At 65.6% G+C, this 18,304-nt stretch carries 13 protein-coding genes; 1 reads left to right on the top strand and 12 read right to left on the bottom strand.

All coding sequences use genetic code 11. The features are described from left to right. Positions 1-98: 98 nt before the first annotated feature. The 4 genes from ACFDR6_RS21105 to ACFDR6_RS21090 all read right to left on the bottom strand — a co-directional run bounded on the left by ACFDR6_RS21105 (position 99) and on the right by ACFDR6_RS21090 (position 6,581). Positions 99-2,465, bottom strand: coding sequence for an efflux RND transporter permease subunit (locus ACFDR6_RS21105; protein WP_375859370.1), 2,367 nt, complete (start codon positions 2,463-2,465; stop codon positions 99-101). A 207-nt stretch (positions 2,466-2,672) separates the two neighbouring features. Next, complete coding sequence (gene eutC / locus ACFDR6_RS21100; protein WP_375859369.1) at positions 2,673-3,458, bottom strand: ethanolamine ammonia-lyase subunit EutC; 786 nt, start codon at positions 3,456-3,458, stop codon at positions 2,673-2,675. After that, positions 3,455-5,041: a B12-binding domain-containing radical SAM protein gene (locus ACFDR6_RS21095; RefSeq protein WP_375859368.1), complete on the bottom strand. Its 1,587-nt coding sequence runs from the start codon at positions 5,039-5,041 to the stop codon at positions 3,455-3,457. Before ACFDR6_RS21095 ends, eutC begins: the two co-directional genes overlap by 4 nt. Positions 5,042-5,198: 157 nt before the next feature. Beyond that, positions 5,199-6,581, bottom strand: a complete 1,383-nt coding sequence (locus tag ACFDR6_RS21090) for an ethanolamine ammonia-lyase subunit EutB (RefSeq protein ID WP_375859367.1) — start codon at positions 6,579-6,581, stop codon at positions 5,199-5,201. Between the two features lie 223 nt (positions 6,582-6,804). On the opposite strand from ACFDR6_RS21090, the gene ACFDR6_RS21085 reads away from it, so the two are divergent. Continuing rightward, positions 6,805-8,544 carry a methyl-accepting chemotaxis protein gene (locus tag ACFDR6_RS21085; protein WP_375859366.1) on the top strand — a complete coding sequence of 580 codons (1,740 nt, stop codon included), beginning with the start codon at positions 6,805-6,807 and terminating at the stop codon, positions 8,542-8,544. 66 nt (positions 8,545-8,610) lie between these two features. Here the strand turns inward: ACFDR6_RS21085 and ACFDR6_RS21080 are convergent, their stop codons facing one another. The 8 genes from ACFDR6_RS21080 to ACFDR6_RS21045 all read right to left on the bottom strand — a co-directional run bounded on the left by ACFDR6_RS21080 (position 8,611) and on the right by ACFDR6_RS21045 (position 18,277). Further along, positions 8,611-9,102 (bottom strand): septal ring lytic transglycosylase RlpA family protein, encoded by a 492-nt coding sequence (locus tag ACFDR6_RS21080; protein WP_317243973.1) that lies wholly within the window; start codon positions 9,100-9,102, stop codon positions 8,611-8,613. Between the two features lie 329 nt (positions 9,103-9,431). Next, complete coding sequence (locus ACFDR6_RS21075; protein WP_375859365.1) at positions 9,432-10,646, bottom strand: acyl-CoA dehydrogenase family protein; 1,215 nt, start codon at positions 10,644-10,646, stop codon at positions 9,432-9,434. A 185-nt stretch (positions 10,647-10,831) separates the two neighbouring features. Then, positions 10,832-12,043 carry an ABC transporter substrate-binding protein gene (locus ACFDR6_RS21070; protein WP_375859364.1) on the bottom strand — a complete coding sequence of 404 codons (1,212 nt, stop codon included), beginning with the start codon at positions 12,041-12,043 and terminating at the stop codon, positions 10,832-10,834. A 130-nt stretch (positions 12,044-12,173) separates the two neighbouring features. Then, the gene (locus tag ACFDR6_RS21065) at positions 12,174-12,749 is read right to left on the bottom strand and encodes an HdeD family acid-resistance protein (RefSeq protein ID WP_317240418.1); all 576 of its coding nucleotides are present in this window, start codon (positions 12,747-12,749) and stop codon (positions 12,174-12,176) included. A gap of 154 nt (positions 12,750-12,903) precedes the next feature. Then, complete coding sequence (locus tag ACFDR6_RS21060) at positions 12,904-13,800, bottom strand: alpha/beta fold hydrolase (RefSeq protein ID WP_375859363.1); 897 nt, start codon at positions 13,798-13,800, stop codon at positions 12,904-12,906. A gap of 34 nt (positions 13,801-13,834) precedes the next feature. Then, positions 13,835-14,662 (bottom strand): HD domain-containing protein, encoded by an 828-nt coding sequence (locus ACFDR6_RS21055; protein ID WP_212081241.1) that lies wholly within the window; start codon positions 14,660-14,662, stop codon positions 13,835-13,837. A 214-nt stretch (positions 14,663-14,876) separates the two neighbouring features. Beyond that, positions 14,877-15,755, bottom strand: coding sequence for a transglutaminase family protein (locus ACFDR6_RS21050; protein ID WP_212081240.1), 879 nt, complete (start codon positions 15,753-15,755; stop codon positions 14,877-14,879). Further along, a complete protein-coding gene (locus ACFDR6_RS21045; RefSeq protein WP_375859362.1) occupies positions 15,752-18,277 on the bottom strand; it encodes a circularly permuted type 2 ATP-grasp protein in 2,526 nt (841 codons plus the stop codon). The genes ACFDR6_RS21050 and ACFDR6_RS21045 overlap by 4 nt, the downstream gene beginning before the upstream one ends. Between the last annotated feature and the right edge of the window lie 27 nt (positions 18,278-18,304).

Raw genomic sequence — 18,304 nt, 5'->3', positions numbered from 1 at the left:
CCAGCAATCCGAGCAGTCCGTATGCCGCACCCAGAGCGCCGAGCTCAACAGCCCAATAGGCGTCATCGCGGCATTGGCCCGATCAGAAGATCGCTGCGCTAGATCGCCGGCTTGTCCGGTCCGTGCAGCTTGGCGTGCAGATTGATCAGCCACATCGCGGTCGGCCTGAGGATGAAGAGGTCGGCGACCAGCGCCATCACCATCGAGAAGGCACTGAGCCAGCCGAACAGCCGCAGCGACGGCAGGTCGGAGAACACGGTGACGACGAGCCCGCAGGCCAGCACCACCGTGGTCAGAATCAGCGCAGGGCCGACCAGCACGGTCGCCCGCTCCACCGCCAGCGCCGAGCCGACGCCTGGCTTGTTCTCCAGCCTGAGCCGGTTGAGGAAGTGGATGGTGGCGCTGAGCCCCAGCCCGAACGAGACGGTGAGCGCGACGACGCTGGCGAATTGCAGGCCCTCGCCCATCGCCCACAGCACCGTTCCCGACATCACGACGGGGAAGATACCCGGCAGGATGCAGGCGAACATCACCACCCAGGATCGGAAGGCAAGGCCGATGAAGATCGCGACCAGCGCGAATTCGATGGTGAGCCCGTGGTTCAGCTTCTGGATCATGTTGGCCGAATTGCGCGCGGCGATCGCGGCAAGGCCCGTCACCGCGACTTCGTAGCCCGGGTGCTTCTTGCGGACAGCGTCGAGCTCGGAATCGAGCTTGTCCACGATCGGCAGGAGCTGGCTGGAATCCTTGTCCGGCACACGGCCGGCCACCACGACCGCGTCCTGCTCGGCGTCGATGAAGCGCCGCACCAGATGCTCGGGGATGACGCCGACATATTCCTTCAGCGTCGCGACGTCGGCGGTGCCGGCCTTTTCCGCGAGCCAGCGGCGCAGGGTCTCGACCGACCAGACATTGCCGACACCGGCCGCCTTCTCCACGGTCGCATGCACGTCCGCGATGGTCTGGAGCGTCTCCGGCGAATAGAGCGATTCACCCTTCGGGAACTGGATCAGCACGTTGACCGGATTGGCGCCGGTGAGCTTGGCATCGAGCCGGTCGCTGGCGGCGACCGCCTGCCGCTTGTCCGGCACCTGATCAGCGAGCCGGTAGCGCGGCTCCAGATTGGCGTAGATGACGCCGAGGCCACCGACGAACAGCACAGCGATCAGGCTGAACAGGCCGGGGCGGCCGACCATGCGCACCGCGATCCAGTAGCAGAAATTGCGCAGCGCCTGGACACCGGCATCCGCGCTCTGGAACTTGACCGCGAACGTCTTCTCGTTGCGCACCAGCAGCACGCCGAACACCGGCACCAGCGACAGCACCGCGACCAGCGCGATGATGGTGGCGGCCAGACCCGCCTCCCCGAACTTGCGGATCAGGTCGGAGTCGGAGAACATCAGCGCGATGAAGGAAATGCCGGCGGTGCCGTGCGTCAGCACGCAGGCCGGGCCCACCACCAGCACCGCGTTCTTGAACGCGGTGAACTTGTCCTGGCCCGCGATCAGCCGGTCGCGCGCGGCGAAGGTGAGCTGCATCGAGTCCGAGAAGCTGATGACCATGATGAGCGGCGTCATCACGTTCAGGAACATGTTGAGATTGAAATTGGCCCAGCCGAGCGCGCCGAGCGCCAGCAGGATCGCGATCATCGGCGGGAATGCCGCAGCGACCATGAACGAGATCTTGCGGAAGAAGATGATGGCGATGACGCAACCGGCGAGGATGCCGAGGATGTTGTAGGTGAGGCCGTCGCGCTCGACCGCGTTGCGGATCTCGAGCTGCATCACGGGCACGCCGGAAAGCTGCACGTTGAGCCCGGTGTCGCCGAGATCCTCCTTCATCAGCGCGCGGATGTCGGCGACGGTCTTGGTCAGCTTGTTGGAGGCGACCACCTCCGGATCGAGCGACAGCACGATCAGCGCCAGCGTGCCGTCTTCCGACAGCAGCTTGCCGCGGATGATCTCGTTGTTTTTGACGGTCTCGATGAACCTGTCGTAGTCGGCGCCCTCGGGCAGTTCGGCCGGGAAAAGCGCCGCCGGCAGCTTGCCCGGCGCCGGCGCCTGGCGCGCCGAGAACAGCGAGACCAGCCCGCGCGTGCCTTCGACCAGTTGCATGTCGGTGACGAAGTCGCGCAGCTTCTCGAGGTTATTCCGGGCCAGCAGGGTCTTGCCCTCGACCACCACGAGAACGTCGAATTCCTCGGCCGGGAACTTCTTCGTCACCTCTTCATATTGGCGGAATTCACGGCTGTCGGAGCGGAAGAGCTGCGACAGCGAATCGTCGATCTTGATCCGGTGGATGCCGAATATGGCGCCGACGATCAGGACGAGCAGGACGATGCAGGAGACGATCGGCGCCCGGACAGCGATCAGCCCGAGACGCTCCAGCCCGAAGGCGATCGAGGACGTAGGTCCCTGCTCGACCTTGTCGACATGAACCTCATTCTCGCTGTGCTTTTCGAGCATGCCTTATCCAGTTCCTAAATCGGCTCGGTCTTGAGAGCTTATCGCGCCCCGCGAACGGCTTGAAAACGCCATACCAATGGGAGGCTTGCCCCTTGAAAATGCGCGGAAAATCGCCGTGGGGGGTTTAGCAGGTCAATCGCCCTTCTCGCAAGCAGGCGAAGTGTGGGCGAATCGATCAAGATGCGGCGATTTCGGGTCTGCCCCCGGTCATCCGGGCGAGATTGTGCCAATTCGACGCGGCGCGCGGTCCGCGCTCTCGTCCTTGAGCGCCACGCCGCTGACCTGCCGCGCCAGCCCCTCTCGGACCAGCCAGGCGATCTTGAAGGCGGCCTCGTCATAGCCGAGCCCGGCGTGGTGAATGTTGGACACGCAATTGCGCTCGGCATCGGTCCGGCCGGGCTTCGGCGCGAACGTCAGATAGGCGCCGAGACTGTCGGGCGCCGACAGACCCGGCCGCTCGCCGATCAGCGTCGCCACCATGCGCGCGCCGAGAATAGCGCCGATCTCGTCGCCGAGCGCAACGCGGGCCCCCGAGGCGACGACGGCATGGCCGACCGCGACGTCATCCCCTTCCGCGAGCAATGGCAGCAGGCGCCTCACCAGGGCCACCGCATGGGCGTGGACCGCGGCCGCGGACAGGCCGTCGCCGATCACGAGCGCGAGCTGGCACGGCGCCGCGGCCGCTTGCGCCAGAACCTCGACCGAGCCGGATTCAAGCCGTCGTCCCAGATCCGGCCGCCGCAGATAGTCCCCGCGGTCAACCGCCTGGCTCCTGACCTCGGTCACGGCAAGTCCAAGCGCGCCGAGATCGGCGACCAGACGCGACGCGTCGAAGGCGGCGTGCACGGCATCGCGGGCGCGGGCATGATCGAGCGTGAAATCGAGCAGCGCCTTGGTCGGCACGCTCGCGCCGCTGCGCCCGAGCGCGACGCGCGCGGGCGTGAACGACCTGAGGTCGAGGGTCGGGCGAGCCGGGACGGACTTCTCACTCATTCGGCGGGAACGGCGGCCTCACGCAGCCGGATCGAGTAGTTCGAGGCGTTCTGCCTGCCGCTGGAGGCCGCGCGCGCAAAGGTGATGAGATGGTGCGCGATCAGGGTGCAGCCGATCAGGCCTTCGAGATCGCCGCGCTTGATGCGCCCCACCGCGAACTTCCAGAACACGCGCCTGTAGTCGCCGAGCACACCGACCTTCCAGAAGATGTTGCGCAGCATGACGAGGCCGCGCCGGATGTTGGGCCAGGTCTTCATCTCGTCCGGCCTCGGCATCTTGAGCCGGCGCACATAGACGTGGTCGCATTGATGCTGGTAGCGTGCGTAGACCTTCTCGGGCGCATAAGCGACCGCCATGGCGTGCTTCCAGGATGCGACGACCTCGTCGTACGGCAGCAGGAAATCGACGTTGGAATCGCGCGCGTCGTCCTCGATCAGGCGTCCCTCGCGTTCCAGCCGGTCCCATAGCGGCGTCTTCGGCAGCGCCTGAAGCAGGTTGATCGTGAGCAGCGGAATCCGGGACTCCTCGACGAAGTCGAGCAGCGCCTCCGACGTATTCGGCTTGTCGGTGTCGAGCCCCATGATGATGCCCGAGACGACCTCCATGCCGTAGGAGTTGATGGTGCGCACGCCCTCCAGGATCGGGACCATCATGTTGTGGTCCTTCTGCATCGCCTTCAACGCGTCGGGATCCGGCGTCTCGATGCCGCAGAAGATGGTGACGAAATAGGCCTCGCGCATCTTCTCGAGGATCTCTGGTCTCTTCGCGATGTTGAGCGTCGCCTCGCAGGCGAGCCGCACCACGTAGCCGGTCCGCTTCTGCCATTCGATCAGGTGCGGCAACAGGTCCAGGGCTGCCTTGCGGTTGCCGATGAAGTTGTCGTCGACGAAATAGACGGTGTCGGTCATGCCGCATTCGCGCAGGCGATCGAGCTCGGCGATGATCTGCTGCGGCGACTTGATGCGCGGATTGCGCCCGTAGAGGCCGGGGATGTCGCAGAACTCGCACTGGTAGGGACAGCCGCTGGAGTATTGGATGCTGCCGAGGAAGTATTTCTTGACGTCGGCAAGCTCGTAGGCCGGGATCGGAAACTCCGTCATCGGCACGCGGTCTTTGGTGGTCAGCACCACCTGCTGCTCGGGCCGCGAGGTGTCGCGCGACAGGATGTCGATCAGCTGGTTGGTGGCATCGCCGAGTTCGCCCACATGGAGATAGTCGAACGACGGATAATAATCCGGGCAGGCGCTGACGGAGGGGCCGCCGAGCACGACCGGCAGGTCGAACTCATGCGCACGGCGGCAGATGTCGTTCATCTGCTGGCGCTGGATGTGCATGCCGCTGACGAAAACCGCCTCGGCCCATTCGAACTCTTCCCTGGTCGTGCGGCGGAGGTTCTCGTCGACAAATTTGACCTGCCAGTCTTTCGGCAGATAGGCGGAGATCAGCAGAAGCCCTTGCGGCGGCATGAAGGCGCGGACGCCGTCGGTCAGGGGATAGGAATGCTCGAACGTCCCGAATGAAGAGGTGTATCGCGGAAATACGCAGAGAATCCGCCGTGACGTTCCGTTACTTTCAGCTCGCATCAAAGCTCCCCCGCCACGCTCGACCGAATGGTGCGGAAATTGCCAGCCAGACATATAGCGTAATGCTGCCGCCGGAATTTCTCAATATTGTGGCATAAGCACAATTCCGAAAGACGCCGATGGTTTCCTGAAGGGAAACTTTGATGCTTCGGACCGCTCACGCGATCAGCCGCGAGGCAAAATCGGGCAGCAGGCCTGCATCGCCGGCAAGTCGGAAATCGGCGCCTGCAATTCCCGACCGCGCCAGCCAGTCGTCGAATTCCGGCGCGCGGCGCAGACCGAAGACGTCGCGGACATAGAGCGCGTCGTGAAAAGACGTCGATTGATAGTTCAGCATGACGTCGTCCGCGCCGGGGACGCCCATGATGAAGGTGACGCCGGCCGCGGCGAGCAGCGTCAGCAGATTGTCCATGTCGTCCTGGTCCGCCTCGGCGTGGTTGGTGTAGCAGATGTCGATCCCGAGCGGCAGGCCGAGCAGCTTGCCGCAGAAATGATCCTCCAGTCCCGCACGGATGATCTCCTTGCCGTCATAGAGATATTCCGGGCCGATGAAGCCGACCACGCTGTTGACCAATAGCGGGGCAAAGCCGCGGGCGACCGCATAGGCGCGCGCCTCGCAGGTCTGCTGGTCGAGGCCATGATGGGCGCCCGCCGACAGCGCCGAGCCCTGGCCGGTCTCGAAATACATCACGTTCTGCCCGACCGTACCGCGCCGCAGCGACAGTCCGGCCTCCTGCGCCTCTTTCAGAAGCTTGAGGTCGATGCCGAAGCTGCGGTTGGCGGCCTCGGTGCCGGCGACCGACTGGAAGACGAGATCGACCGGCACGCCCTGCCCGATCAGCGACAGCGTCGTCGTGACATGTGTCAGCACGCAGCCTTGCGTCGGGATCTTCAGCCGCGCGATGATCTCGTCGAGCAGCCGCAGCAATTGCCCGATGACGGCGGGATCGTCGCTGGCGGGGTTGATGCCGATGCAGGCATCGCCGGCGCCAAGCAGGATGCCGTCGAGGATCGAGGCGGTGATGCCCCTGGCATCGTCGAACGGATGGTTGGGCTGCAGCCGCGTGCTCATCCGGCCCTTCAGGCCGATGGTGTTGCGGAAGGCGGTGGTGACCTCGCATTTCCGCGCCGCCAGGATCAGGTCCTGGTTGCGCATCAGCTTCGACACTGCAGCCGCCATTTCCGGCGTGATACCGCCCGCCAGCCCGCGCAGGACGTCTGGCGTTGCGGCATCCGACAACAGCCAGTCGCGGAAGCCGCCGACCGACAGGGATGCCACCGGTGCGAAGGCCTTGGCGTCGTGGCTGTCGATGATGAGGCGGGTGACCTCGTCGGCCTCATAGGGGATGACGGCTTCCTGCAGGAACTGGGCGAGCGGAACGTCGGCGAGCGCCATCCGCGCCGCGATCATCTGCTCGGCAGTGTCGGCGGCGATCCCGGCCAGCCGGTCGCCGGAGCGCGGTGGCGTCGCCTTGGCAAGGAGATCGCGCAGGTCCGGGAAGGTGTAGCTCGTCGCATCGATGGTGTGACGGTAGATCAAGGGCCTCTCCGGGGTTCGTCGGCCAACGGCCGCGTCCAGCGCGATCCCGAGACTATACCCTCAGATCAAGGCGCTGAAATATCTTACTTTTCTTTCGACTAAGGGCGAGGGGCCAAACCCCGCCGTTAACGCCGCATCCATCTTCGTTCTGCATAGTTTTGCATCAAATCCAAACGACCGTGCTCACCGGCCGCTCCAGGCCATCTCAGGCCCCTTGAACGCCATGACATCAGACCGATCTGGGAATGCCGCCGGCCTCGTCGGCCGCTTCACGCTTGCCACCAAGCTCTATGCGATCTTCGCACTGTTCGCCCTGCTCACGGCGGCGATCGCGGGGCTGTCCGAGTATAACAGCCGCCGCAGTGCCGACCTGGCCAGCGCGATCGAGACGGCGAATGCTGCCGCACTGAACGTCGAGCGGGTCAACTCGCTGGTCTATGCGGTCGTGATGGAGTCGCGCGGCGTCTACATGTCCACCGAGCCCGCCGTCGTGAAGAAATACGGCGAGGGTCTGCTCAAGTTCAACGCCCAGATCCTCGACGTCGTGAAGCGCTGGGAAACCATCGTCAAGGCCGACGACGCCGAGCAGTTCGCCACCTTCAAGAAGCGCATCGAGCAGTTCGTCGAATTCCGCAAGGAGTTGGTGCGCCGCGGCGTCGAGATCAATGCGGCCGCGGGCCGCGAATGGGGCGACAACGACGCCAATCGCAGCGTCCGCTCGGCGCTGAACAAGGACCTCGAAGCGCTCTCCAAGGTCTATGCCGAACGCGCCAGGCAGATCGCGCAGCAGACCGAGACCAATCGCACGCTGACCTTCGTGCTGACCTGTCTCGGCGGCGTGGCGCTGGCCCTGGTCGTGATCGGCATCGTCATCATCGCCCGCTCGATCGCACGGCCCCTCTCGGCCATCACCGCGACCATCAAGCAGGTCGCCGACGGGACCGAGGACGTCGTGGTGCCCTATAGCCGCCGCGCCGACGAGATCGGCGCACTGGCCCGCGCGATCGAGGTCTTCCAGAAGGCGATGGGCCGCAACCGCAACCTCGCCTCGCAGGTCTCGCAGGACGCCGCCGCACGCGAGGAGCGCGCCCGTCACATCGAACGATCCGTCGAGGCGTTTGGCGAGGCGATCGGCGCGATCATGCGCGGCCTCAGCGACAACGCTTCGGTCATGCGCGAGACGGCACAGACCATCACCCGTGTCACCGCGGACGCCAGTAGCCGCGCCGGCACGGCGGCGAACGCCACCGAGCAGGCCTCGCACAACGTCACGGCGGTGGCGGGCGCGGCCGAGGAACTGTCGGCCTCGGTGGTGGAGATCGGCCGCCAAGTCCGCCAGAGCGCCGGCGCAGTCGAGCAGACCGGCCAGCGCACCGAGAAATCGATCTCCGAGATCGAGAGCCTTGCCGCGGCCACGCAGCGCATCGACGGCGTGCTCAGCCTGATCCAGGCGATCGCCGAGCAGACCAACCTGCTCGCGCTCAACGCCACCATCGAGGCCGCCCGCGCCGGCGATGCCGGCCGCGGCTTTGCCGTCGTCGCCCATGAGGTGAAGGCGCTGGCGGGACAGACCGCGAAGGCGACCGCCGAGATCGGCGAGAACGTCGCGATGATCCAGACCTCGACCCGCAACGCGGTCGACGCCGTGCGCGAGATCGGCGGCGCGGTGCGCGAGATCAACGAGGTCACCTCGGCGATCGCCGGCGCCGTCAGTCAGCAGGATCAGGCCACGCGCGAGATCTCGTCCAACGCGCAGAGCGCCGCACAGGGCAACGAGACGCTCGTGGCGAACATCACCTCGTTGCGCGACGCCATCGGCGAGACCGACACCGCGGCGGCGTCCGTGCTGACGGCGGCGAGCAGCCTGACCGAGACGGCGGACACGCTGTCGCGCGAGGTGGAGAAGTTCTTCCAGAACCTGCGCGCCGGATCGGCGGAGAGCCGCATCACCAAGGCGGCATGACGAAGCGCCCGCCGCTCACGACGACGGCGGTCGACATGGGAACGCGGTCCTCCTCCGGCATAGCGTTCAGCCAACGGGCCCAGGGATCCAATAGTCGCCAGACAGCGGCTTGACCGACACATCAGGAATGACTCCGAGTTCCATGCTCGGATCGAAGTGGCGCATCGTCCGCTCATTGAGGTCGATGATGCGACCGGGCCTGAGCGGCCCGACGTCGTTGATCTTGACGATGACCTTCTTGCCGACGGCCTCGACGAGAGCATATTTCGGTCTCGCTCCAAATTTGATTCCACCAAATTTCTGACGCAAGCTCGTCTTGATGGCAGCCGTCCAAACCGAGGGATCATAACGCTCGCCGGAGGCTGTGCTCGGGCCGCCCTCCTCCTTGCCGGGCTTGAACGGATTATACGTGGATGCTGCGCCGACGATCGCTTCCCCGGAGGCGGCATCGACGACGGCGCTTGAATGAACCCTACCTGTTTCGCTTCGAGCGACCGTTACAGAAACGACAAGCGCAATCAGGGCGCTGCAAATCGCAGCGCTCCAGCGGAACACCATTACATCTCCTTTGATTTTCTCGATCGTCCGGTTCACGACGCCGCAACATGGGCAAGCGAACGCGAAAGCGTTCGGGGCTTGCGCCAATCTCGTGCGGAATCCAGCCAACCCGACTGCGGAACCGTCGTGGGAACCAGAGCAGTCCCCACACAGTGTTTTAGTTGCCACCGTCTAAGACAGCGATTGCGTCAGCAGCATGACACCGGAAGCGAGGCTCGGCGTCGCAGTCTCACGTGTTCGGCGGTATGAGCGCTTTGCGCCACTTCCCAACAGCGCGAGATTGCAGGACACGTTGCATATCGTTGTTCGGCAACAGGAGGCTTCTCCTCCTACCCCATCACCCCGCCGCGCCTGATCAGCTCCTTGCCCACCGCCGCCAGATGCACCTGGTCCGGGCCGTCGCCGATGCGGATGAAGCGGGCGTAGACATAGGCACGGGCGAGGAAGGTGTCCTGCGAAACGCCGGCGGCGCCGTGAATCTGGATGGCGCGGTCGATGACGCGCGCGGCCATGCTGGGCACCACGATCTTGGCAGCGGCGATGAGGTCGCGCGCCGCCTTGTTGCCCTCGCGGTCCATCTTGTCGGCGGCCTGCAGCGTGAGCAGGCGCGCCTGCGCGATCTCGCAGAAGGAGTTTGCGATGTCCTCGCGCACCGAGCCCTGCTCGGCCAGCGGCTTGCCGAAGGCAACGCGCGAGACCGACCGCTGGCACATCAATTCCAATGCGCGCTGGGCGCAGCCGATCAGCCGCATGCAATGATGGATGCGGCCGGGCCCGAGCCGCCCCTGCGCGATCTCGAAGCCGCGGCCCTCGCCGAGCAAAATGTTCTCCGCGGGCACGCGGACGTTCTCGTAGACGATCTCGGGATGGCCGACAGGGGCGTCGTCATAGCCGTAGGTGAGCATGTCGCGCACGATGCGCACGCCGGGCGTATTTTTCGGCACCAGGATCATGGATTGCTGGCGGTGGCGGTCGGGATCGTCGGGCGCGGTCTTGCCCATCACGATCAGGATCTCGCAATCCTCGTTCATCGCGCCCGAGGTGAACCATTTGCGTCCGTTGATGACGTAGTCGCCGCGATCACGGCGGATCTCGCACTGGATGTTGGTCGCATCGCTGGAGGCGACCTGCGGCTCGGTCATCGAGAAGCCGGAGCGGATGCGCCCCTCGAGCAGCGGCTTCAGCCAGCGCTCCTGCTGCGCCGGCGTGCCGTAGTTCGCGAGCACCTCCATGTTGCCGACATCGGGCGCCGAGCAGTTGAAGACCTCGGGCGCCCAGAGAATGCGGCCCATGATCTCCTTCACGGGCGCATATTCGAGATTGGTCAGGCCCGGTCCGTGCTCGCCTGACAGGAACAGGTTCCAGAGCCCCTGCTCGCGCGCCAGGTGCTTCAGGTCCTGGAGGATTAGTGGCGTCTTGTAGCGCGATGCTTCCGGCTTGACCTGCTCGTAGTAGAGCTCCTCGACCGGCTCGACATGCGTTCGCATGAACTGGCGGACACGTTCCTGGAGCTCCAGCGAACGGGGAGAGTGTTGAAAGTACATGGTAGCCTCCTTCTTCCTTCTCCCCTTGTGGGAGAAGGTGGCGCGAAGCGCCGGATGAGGGGTTCTCTCCTCCGGCAACACCGTTCGCGAGGAGAGAGACCCCTCACCCGGCTGCGCTTCGCGCATCCACCCTCTCCCACAAGGGAAGAGGATGAACCGTTTCTGTGGTCGCTATCTGTCCCGCCTCACGTCCCCTTCAGCAGCTCGCTCGCGACGACCCAGTCGTTGCCGTCGAACTGCAGCATATAGCCGTCCTTGATCGGGCGGAAATCCTGCGGCGTGGTGTTGAGCGTGATGCCTGGCATCAGCAGCGACAGCGGCACGTTCTTCAAATTCGCCGCCTGCGCCATGATGTTCTCGCGCGTCAGATTGTCCTTGCACTGCTTCAGCAGCACCACCAGTGCCTCGGCCACGGTGTAGCCGTAGAGGCCGGCGACGTTGTTGATGTCGGCGTTGGGCAGGCGCTTCTTCATCAAGTCGATATAGGCCGTCATCGCCGGATCGTTCTTTGGCTGCTCGACGAACGGCTTGAGCGCACCGAGCGAGAGCACGCCCTTGCCGGCATCGAGGCCCGCCGGCGCCATCACGGTCGCCTTGTTGGCGCAGCCGGAAGCGAGGAAGCGCGTCGGCTGCCAGCCGACCTCGTGCGCCTTGCGGATCGCCTGCGCACAGGCGCGCGGTGTCACCGAATAGATCATGAAGACATCGGCCTTGGTGTTCGCCAGCGTCAGCACCTGGGAATCGACGGTGGGGTCGGCGACCTCGAAGCTCGAGGCCATCGCGATCGCCTTGTCGGCGTCGGCACCGAGCGCCTCCTTGACGCCGCGCAGATATTCCTTGCCGGCGTCGTCGTTCTGATAGAGCACCGCGAAACGCGCATTCGGGTTTTTGGCGCGGGCATAGGCGACGTCGATCGCGGCCTCGCTGGTGTAGTTCGGCGCCCATGGCAATGCCATCGACCAGGGCATGTTGGCGGGATCGTTCCACTTGGAGGCCGAGCTGATCAGGAAGAGCTGCGGGACCTTGTTGCTGTTGAGATATTTCGCGATCGCCGAGCTCGGCGCCGTGCCCATGGTCGCGAAGATGAAGGCAACGCCGTCGCCCTCGACGAGGCGCCGTGCCGCTTCCATGGTCTTGGGCGGCGAGAACGCGTCGTCGAGCGAGATCAGATTGAGCTTGCGGCCATTGACCCCGCCTTTCTCGTTGACCTCGTCGAAATAGGCCGCAATGACCCGCCCGGTGATGCTGAGCGGCGAGGCCGGGCCGCTATAGGGCATGGTATTGCCGATCTTGATCTCGGTGTCGCTGACGCCGGGACCGTAGGATTTCTGCGCGGCGGCGGGCGTGGACAGGCAGGCGGCAGCCAGCGCTGCGGCCAACACCAATGCGGCTTTCATGGTTTCTCCCCGATGATTGTCGCCGCTAAGCCATGAGGCGGTCGCGCGGCGCGCTGCTTTTTGTCAGCGCGTCAGATCAACGGAGTTGCGTCACACGGTCTTGCGTCGAGTTGCTGATGACCCGGCGCGGTCAACGACGCCGCTTCAGACCGAGGCCCAGACTGATCCATCCGGCTCCCGCCATGATGAGGTCGATGCCGAGGAACAGGCCGAGGATGTAGACGCTGTTGACCGGCCAGCGCGCGACGATCAAGAGGCCAAGCAGAAGCGTGATCGCGCCCGAGACCGCCACCCACACCCACGGAGTCTCACGCTTCATGTTGAAGGCGAGGAACAACCTGATGGCGCCGGAGGCAATCAGTGACGCACCCAAAAAGAGCGTCAACAGCACTGCCGCGAGCAGCGGGTTCTGAAAGGTCACGAAGCCCGCGATGACGTAGAGCACGCCGAGCAGGGCCCAGATCAGGAACTTGCCCCAGCTTTTCAACTGGAATGCGCCGATGATTTCGGCGACACCGGCGACGATCATCATGGCGCCGACCACGACCACGCTCGCAATCGTCGCCATCGCCACGCTGCCGAGCGCGACGAAGCCGGCGATCAGATAGACGACACCGAGCGCGACGATCCAGCCCCATTTGGCATGCAGCGCAGCAATGCCCGAGCCCAGACTCCCGTGGGGAGACGTATCCGAAGCACTTGTCATGGCGGTTCACTCCTGCTGCGAAGCCCCCGACGCACAATTCAAGATAGCACGAGCCGTACCGGGACGACAGCAAGCAGAACACCGCCGTCCGGCAGCAACATTGATGCAGGTCAAGATCGAATGCAGCGAAAATGTCTGGTCTCGCCTTCGATGGTCAGGCGCGCTCGGCCGCCTTGCGCACGTCGATCACGGCCCGCGCCCATTCGGCCGGCCGCTCCTGTGGCAGATTGTGGCCGGCATCGGTGAAGACGCGCCGCTCGAACGAGCCTTCGAATTTGCGCGCGTGATGGGCGGTGCCGGGATTGACGCCGTCGCTGTCGCCGTCGATCGCGATGGTCGGGACGCGGATCGCCGGCTGGCCTGCGAGCCTCGCCTCGATCGCGGCATAGGCAGGATCGCCCGCGACCAGTGCGTAGCGGTGGCGGTAGGAGTGGATCACGACATCGACGAAATCAGGATTGTCGAAGGACACCGCGCTCCGCTCGAACGTGGTGTCGTCGAACGCCCATTTCGGCGACCACATCGACCAGAGCTGTCGCGCGAAACCGCGGCGGTTGCGTTCCAGCGCAAGGCGGCCGCGCTCGTTGTGGAAGAAATATTGATACCAGAGCGCGGCTTCCTCCGGCGGCGAGGCCGGCTCCATGGCGCGGGCGATGTTCTGGATGTTGTAGGAATTGCCGGAAACGAGACCGATCACGCGCTCCGGATGAAGCGCCGAGACCACGCAGGCCGCGCGTCCGCCCCAGTCATAGCCGCCGACCACCGCGCGCGTGATGCCGAGCGCGTCCATGAAGGCCAAGAGATCGGCGCCGAGCGCCGCCTGCTCGCCGGAGCGCGGCGTCCCGGGAAAGCGAAACCGCGTCGGCCCATAGCCGCGCAGCCAGGGCACCAGCACCCGCGCGCCTCCTTGCGCAATGAGGGGCGCCGCCTCGGCATAGGCGTTCACGTCGTAGGGAAAACCGTGACCCATGATGCAGGGCCAGCCGTCCGGCGCGCCGTATTCGCGATAGGCGATGTCGAGGATATCCGTGGCGATCGTTTTTTGTTGCATGGTTGCTCGCGGCGCCGGGAGACAGTCGCCCGAACTATCTCTGCGGGCCGGACAGCGAGATGTCGCGCTCGGCGCGGAACACGTTGCTGTAGAGATTGGCGATCCATTGCCGACCGATCTCGGTCTTGTTGAGATAGCCGATCTCGGTCTGGATGTGGGGCGCGACGCTGTTCCAGTAGAATTGCGGATAGCGGTTCACGATGTCGGCGGGCGAGTCGTAGCCGAGCTGGCGGTTCATGCCGACCTCCTCGAACTCGTAATAGAGCGCGTTGGCCTTGCGCAGATAATTCGGATCGCCGAGCTGCCCAATGAAGTCGGCGGCGCGCAGGATCGAGGCTTCGTCGTCATAGTCCTGGCCTTCGCGGGCCGGAAAGCGCGTCCCCTCGATGGCGCGGGCAACGCGCTCCGGATCTACACCGGGAATATGCCGCAGCCTCCGGGTCACGTAGAGCTTCGAGCGATCGACGTGATACATCATCAGGCTCGCATCCGATGCACCACGCGGTAACGATATCTTGGTGTCGGCCGCGTCGATGACGAAGCCGTCGGAATCGTCCTCCTCGAACAGCCCGCGCACATAGCCGATGTCGTGGGCGAGGCAGGCGATCAGGACATGGACGTAATCCTCGGCCGACAGGTGGGTATGAAGGCTTCGGCCGCCGAGGATCGCCTGGGCCGCCAGCGTCACCAGCATCGTGTGCTCGATATTGTGGTAGAGCGCATCGCTGTTGCCGATGCATTCCATCGCGGTGCGGGTCGCGCTCTCGACGATATTGGCAGAAGTCTCATCGTACCGGCGACGCATGAACTTGCCGAGGAATTGCTCCAGGGATTCAGCCGCCAGTCTCGGTAAGGTTATCATGGATGCAGCCCCGTCCGCTGGTGTCCCATGCCATCTCCCGACGTCTCATAATTGTCCGCGACGCAACGGGAAGCATAGCCCATCTTGGGCCGGCTGGCCAAACCCTTGGGAACGCGATTACGGAAATATGTTACCGTTGTGCTATGCGACATCGCGGTTGCGGCAGCGGCCCGATACATCCTCGCGGGCAGGCAGCGGCACGGGAGCCCCGCTTCTACTCCACCAGCACCACGTCGACGGCGACGCCGAGCTTCTGCTTCGGCGAGCCGACGATGATGCCGTCGACCGGCGAGACGTCGGAGAAATCGCGCCCCACTGCAAGCACGATATGGTCGTTGCCAATCAGCAGATCGTTGGTCGGATCGAAATCGACCCAGCCAAGCTCGGTCCCGCACCACAGCGACACCCAGGCATGGGTGGCATCGGCACCTTGCAGGCGTGCCTGGCCAGGCGGCGGAATGGTGCGCAGATATCCGCTGACATAGGCCGCTGGCAGACCGAGCCCGCGCAGCCCCGCGATCATGACATGGGCAAAATCCTGGCAGACGCCATGACGCTTGTCGAAAACCTCGCCAAGCGGCGTCGAGATCACCGTCGCCTTGGAGTCGTAGCGAAACTGGTTGTGAATACGATGCATCAGATCAACCGCGCCTTGGAGGATGCCTGCGCCGGGCGGAAAGCTTTCCGCCGCATAGGCGCTGACGGGACGCAGCACCGGCACCAGCGGGCTGGCGAAGACATAGCCGACCGGCGAGGCCGGCCCGAGGCTCGTCGCCTCGAAGGCGATATCGCGAACGCTCTCCCAGGGCGGACTGAGCGCATCGCGCGCCGGCGGCTGGCGCGACACCGTGACGCGCGAGCGCGAGTCGATGCGCAGATTGCGATGCGCGGCCTCGATCACGACGCTCTCGGTGAGCGTGCCGAAGAAATCGCGCCGCACCGTCCGCTCGGCAGGCCGCGGACGTATCTCGACACGGTGCGAGATCAGCTGCTGGCCGCCGCCACTGCGCGGCTCCAGCCGCAGCGTGCAGCGGGCAAAGCTGACGGGATACTCGTATTCATAGGTCGTGACGTGACGGATGTCGTAGATCACGCCAGCCCCGTCAGCTTTTCCGGCCGGCTGGCATTGGGACCATGCGGGAAATAGTGCTGCCCGATCGCCTCGGCGAGGCTGAGCAGATCCTGCTCCAGCGCGAACAGCGTCTTGACCTCGAGCTTCTCGGCCTCCGCGGTCGCAAGCATCGCCTCCATGGCGACCGCAAGGCGTTGCGGCTTCTCGATCAGGCCGTGCTCCTTCAGGCTCGGCAGCGCCGCGATGTGCTCGTTCAGCGTCGTGACCTGGAACGCGACCGAGCGCGGATTGTAGGGATCGAGCACGGCAAGATCGCGCACCGGCGCCAGGATCGGCGCCAGCAGATAGCGCGAGCGATAGGTGATCTGGCAATCCACCAGCGTCAGCAGGATGTCGAGATCCTCGTCGCCGGCCTCGTCATAGGCGAACTGGCGCGTGAAACGCGTGGTGTTGATGGCGCGCTCGGTGCGGCGGCCGATGTCGAGGAAGCGCCAGCCGGCGGCGCGGTTCATGTTCTCCTGTGCCAGGCCGGCAAAGCTGGCGAGCTCCTGCAAGGTCAGCTCGGCCGCGCTGACCACGCTGTCGTCGTCCTCCACCTCGTAAGCCAGCCGTTCGGCCATCTCGGTGATGACCTGCCAGGCGTCGGGCGACAGCCGCTCGCGCAAGGAGGTCGCCGTGCGCTGCGCCGCGCGCACCAGCGACAGCGCCGAACCGAAGCGATCCGGACTCTGCAACGCCTCGGCGACGATGCGCCCGTGCGCGGTGCGCGATGTTTGCGAAACCGCGCCCCAGGCCACCAGAAGCCGCTGGATGCGTTCGGTCGATTGCAGCGAGGCCGCCGTGCCCTTGTTGGGGCCGCTCGGCGAGCCCAAGGCGCGCACGAGGCGCAGCGTCGCCTCGGCGCGTTCGAGATAGCGGCCGAGCCAGAACAGATTGTCGGCGGCGCGGCTCGGCAGCACGCCCGCGATGCGGCGGATTCGTACCTTGTCGGTCGCCGGCAGCAGGGTCGCGGTCGAGACCTGCTTGTCGGAGACGACCCAGACGTCGGCAGCGCGCGCACCGTCGCCCATCGACACCGCGCGCGCGTCGGGCTGCTCGGCGATGCGGCAGAAGCCACCGGGCATGATGGCCCAGCCATCCGGCGTCGCCGCCGCGAACACGCGCAGCACGAACGGACGCGGGCTGATCTGGCCCTGGTCCCACACCGGCATGGTGGAGAGCCGCACCACCTCCTGGCCGACATAATCCATGCCGCGCGCACTGATGGCCTCGACCAGACGCTGGCGATCGCCGGCATCCAGTTCGCTTGCCAGCACCGGGCCCGCGCGGTCGAGACCGGGCACGGCGCGCTGATAGGCGCCTTCGATCGCGACCTCGTCGAGCCGCGCCAGCACCTCCTCGCGCGCCGATCGCTGCCCGCACCACCAGGTCGCGATGTGCGGCATCTTCAGCTCTTCGCCAAGCAGGCGGCGGCTGAGTGCCGGCAGGAAGCCGAGCAGCGCCCGCGCCTCCAGGACGCCCGAGCCCGGCATGTTGGCGACGACGACGCCGTCCTTGCGCAGCACGTCAATGAGGCCGGGGACCCCGAGATGCGAGGAGGCATCGAGCTCGAGCGGGTCGAGCGAGTTGGAATCGACCCGGCGCAGCAGCACGTCGAGCCGCTTCAGCCCGGCGACGGTGCGGATGTGGATACGGTTGTCGCTGACGGCGAGATCGTCACCCTCGACGAGGAGGAAGCCGAGATAGCGCGCCAGCGTCGCGTGCTCGAAATAGGTCTCGCTGAAACTGCCGGGGGTGAGCACACCGATGCGCGGCTCGTCGCGATCGGCGCGGGCGCGAAGTGAATCGCGAAAGGCCTCGAAGAACGGCGCAACGCGCGGCACGTTCATCGACTTGTAGAGGTCGGAGAGGGCGCGCGAGAGCACCAGGCGGTTCTCCAGGGCGTAGCCCGCGCCCGACGGCGCCTGGGTGCGGTCGCCGAGCACCCACCAGCGGCCGTCGGGCCCGCGGCCGACATCGGCGGCATAGACCGAGAGATAACGCCCACCCGGCGGCGGCACGCCGCAGACGGGGCGGAGATATTCGGGACTGCCGGCGATCGCAGCCGCCGGCAGCGCGCCTTCGGCGACCAGCCGGCCTTCGCCATAGATGTCGCCCAGCACGCGCTCGAGCAGCTCGGCGCGCTGGGTGATGCCGGCGCAAAGCTGCCGCCAATCGGCCTCGTCGATCAAAAGCGGCAGATGGCTGATCGACCAGGGCCGATCGGCGCTGTCGCCGGGGGCGCGATAGGTGACGCCGGCCTCGCGGAGGTGACGGTCGGCCATGCCGAAGCGCCGCTCGATCTCGTCGGGCGCGAGCGCGCCGAAGGCATCGAAGAAGCGGCTCCAGACCGCGCGCGGGGCGCCGTCGGGCCCCAAGAACTCGTCGGGAATACCGGGCAGGCGCCTATAATCGCGGACCCACTGCGCAAGGCGGCGCTGGCCTTCGCGCTGGCCTTGCGTTCTACCCGCCTTGTCGTCCTGTTCGGCCGCGCCCTCGCCCATGCGCCTCTCCCTGCCCCACCATCATAC

The sequence above is a fragment of the Bradyrhizobium tunisiense genome (assembly GCF_042263385.1).
GTDB lineage: Bacteria > Pseudomonadota > Alphaproteobacteria > Rhizobiales > Xanthobacteraceae > Bradyrhizobium > Bradyrhizobium tunisiense.
Note: the sequence above shows the minus strand (reverse complement) of the source record. Positions and strands in the feature narration are given on the sequence as shown.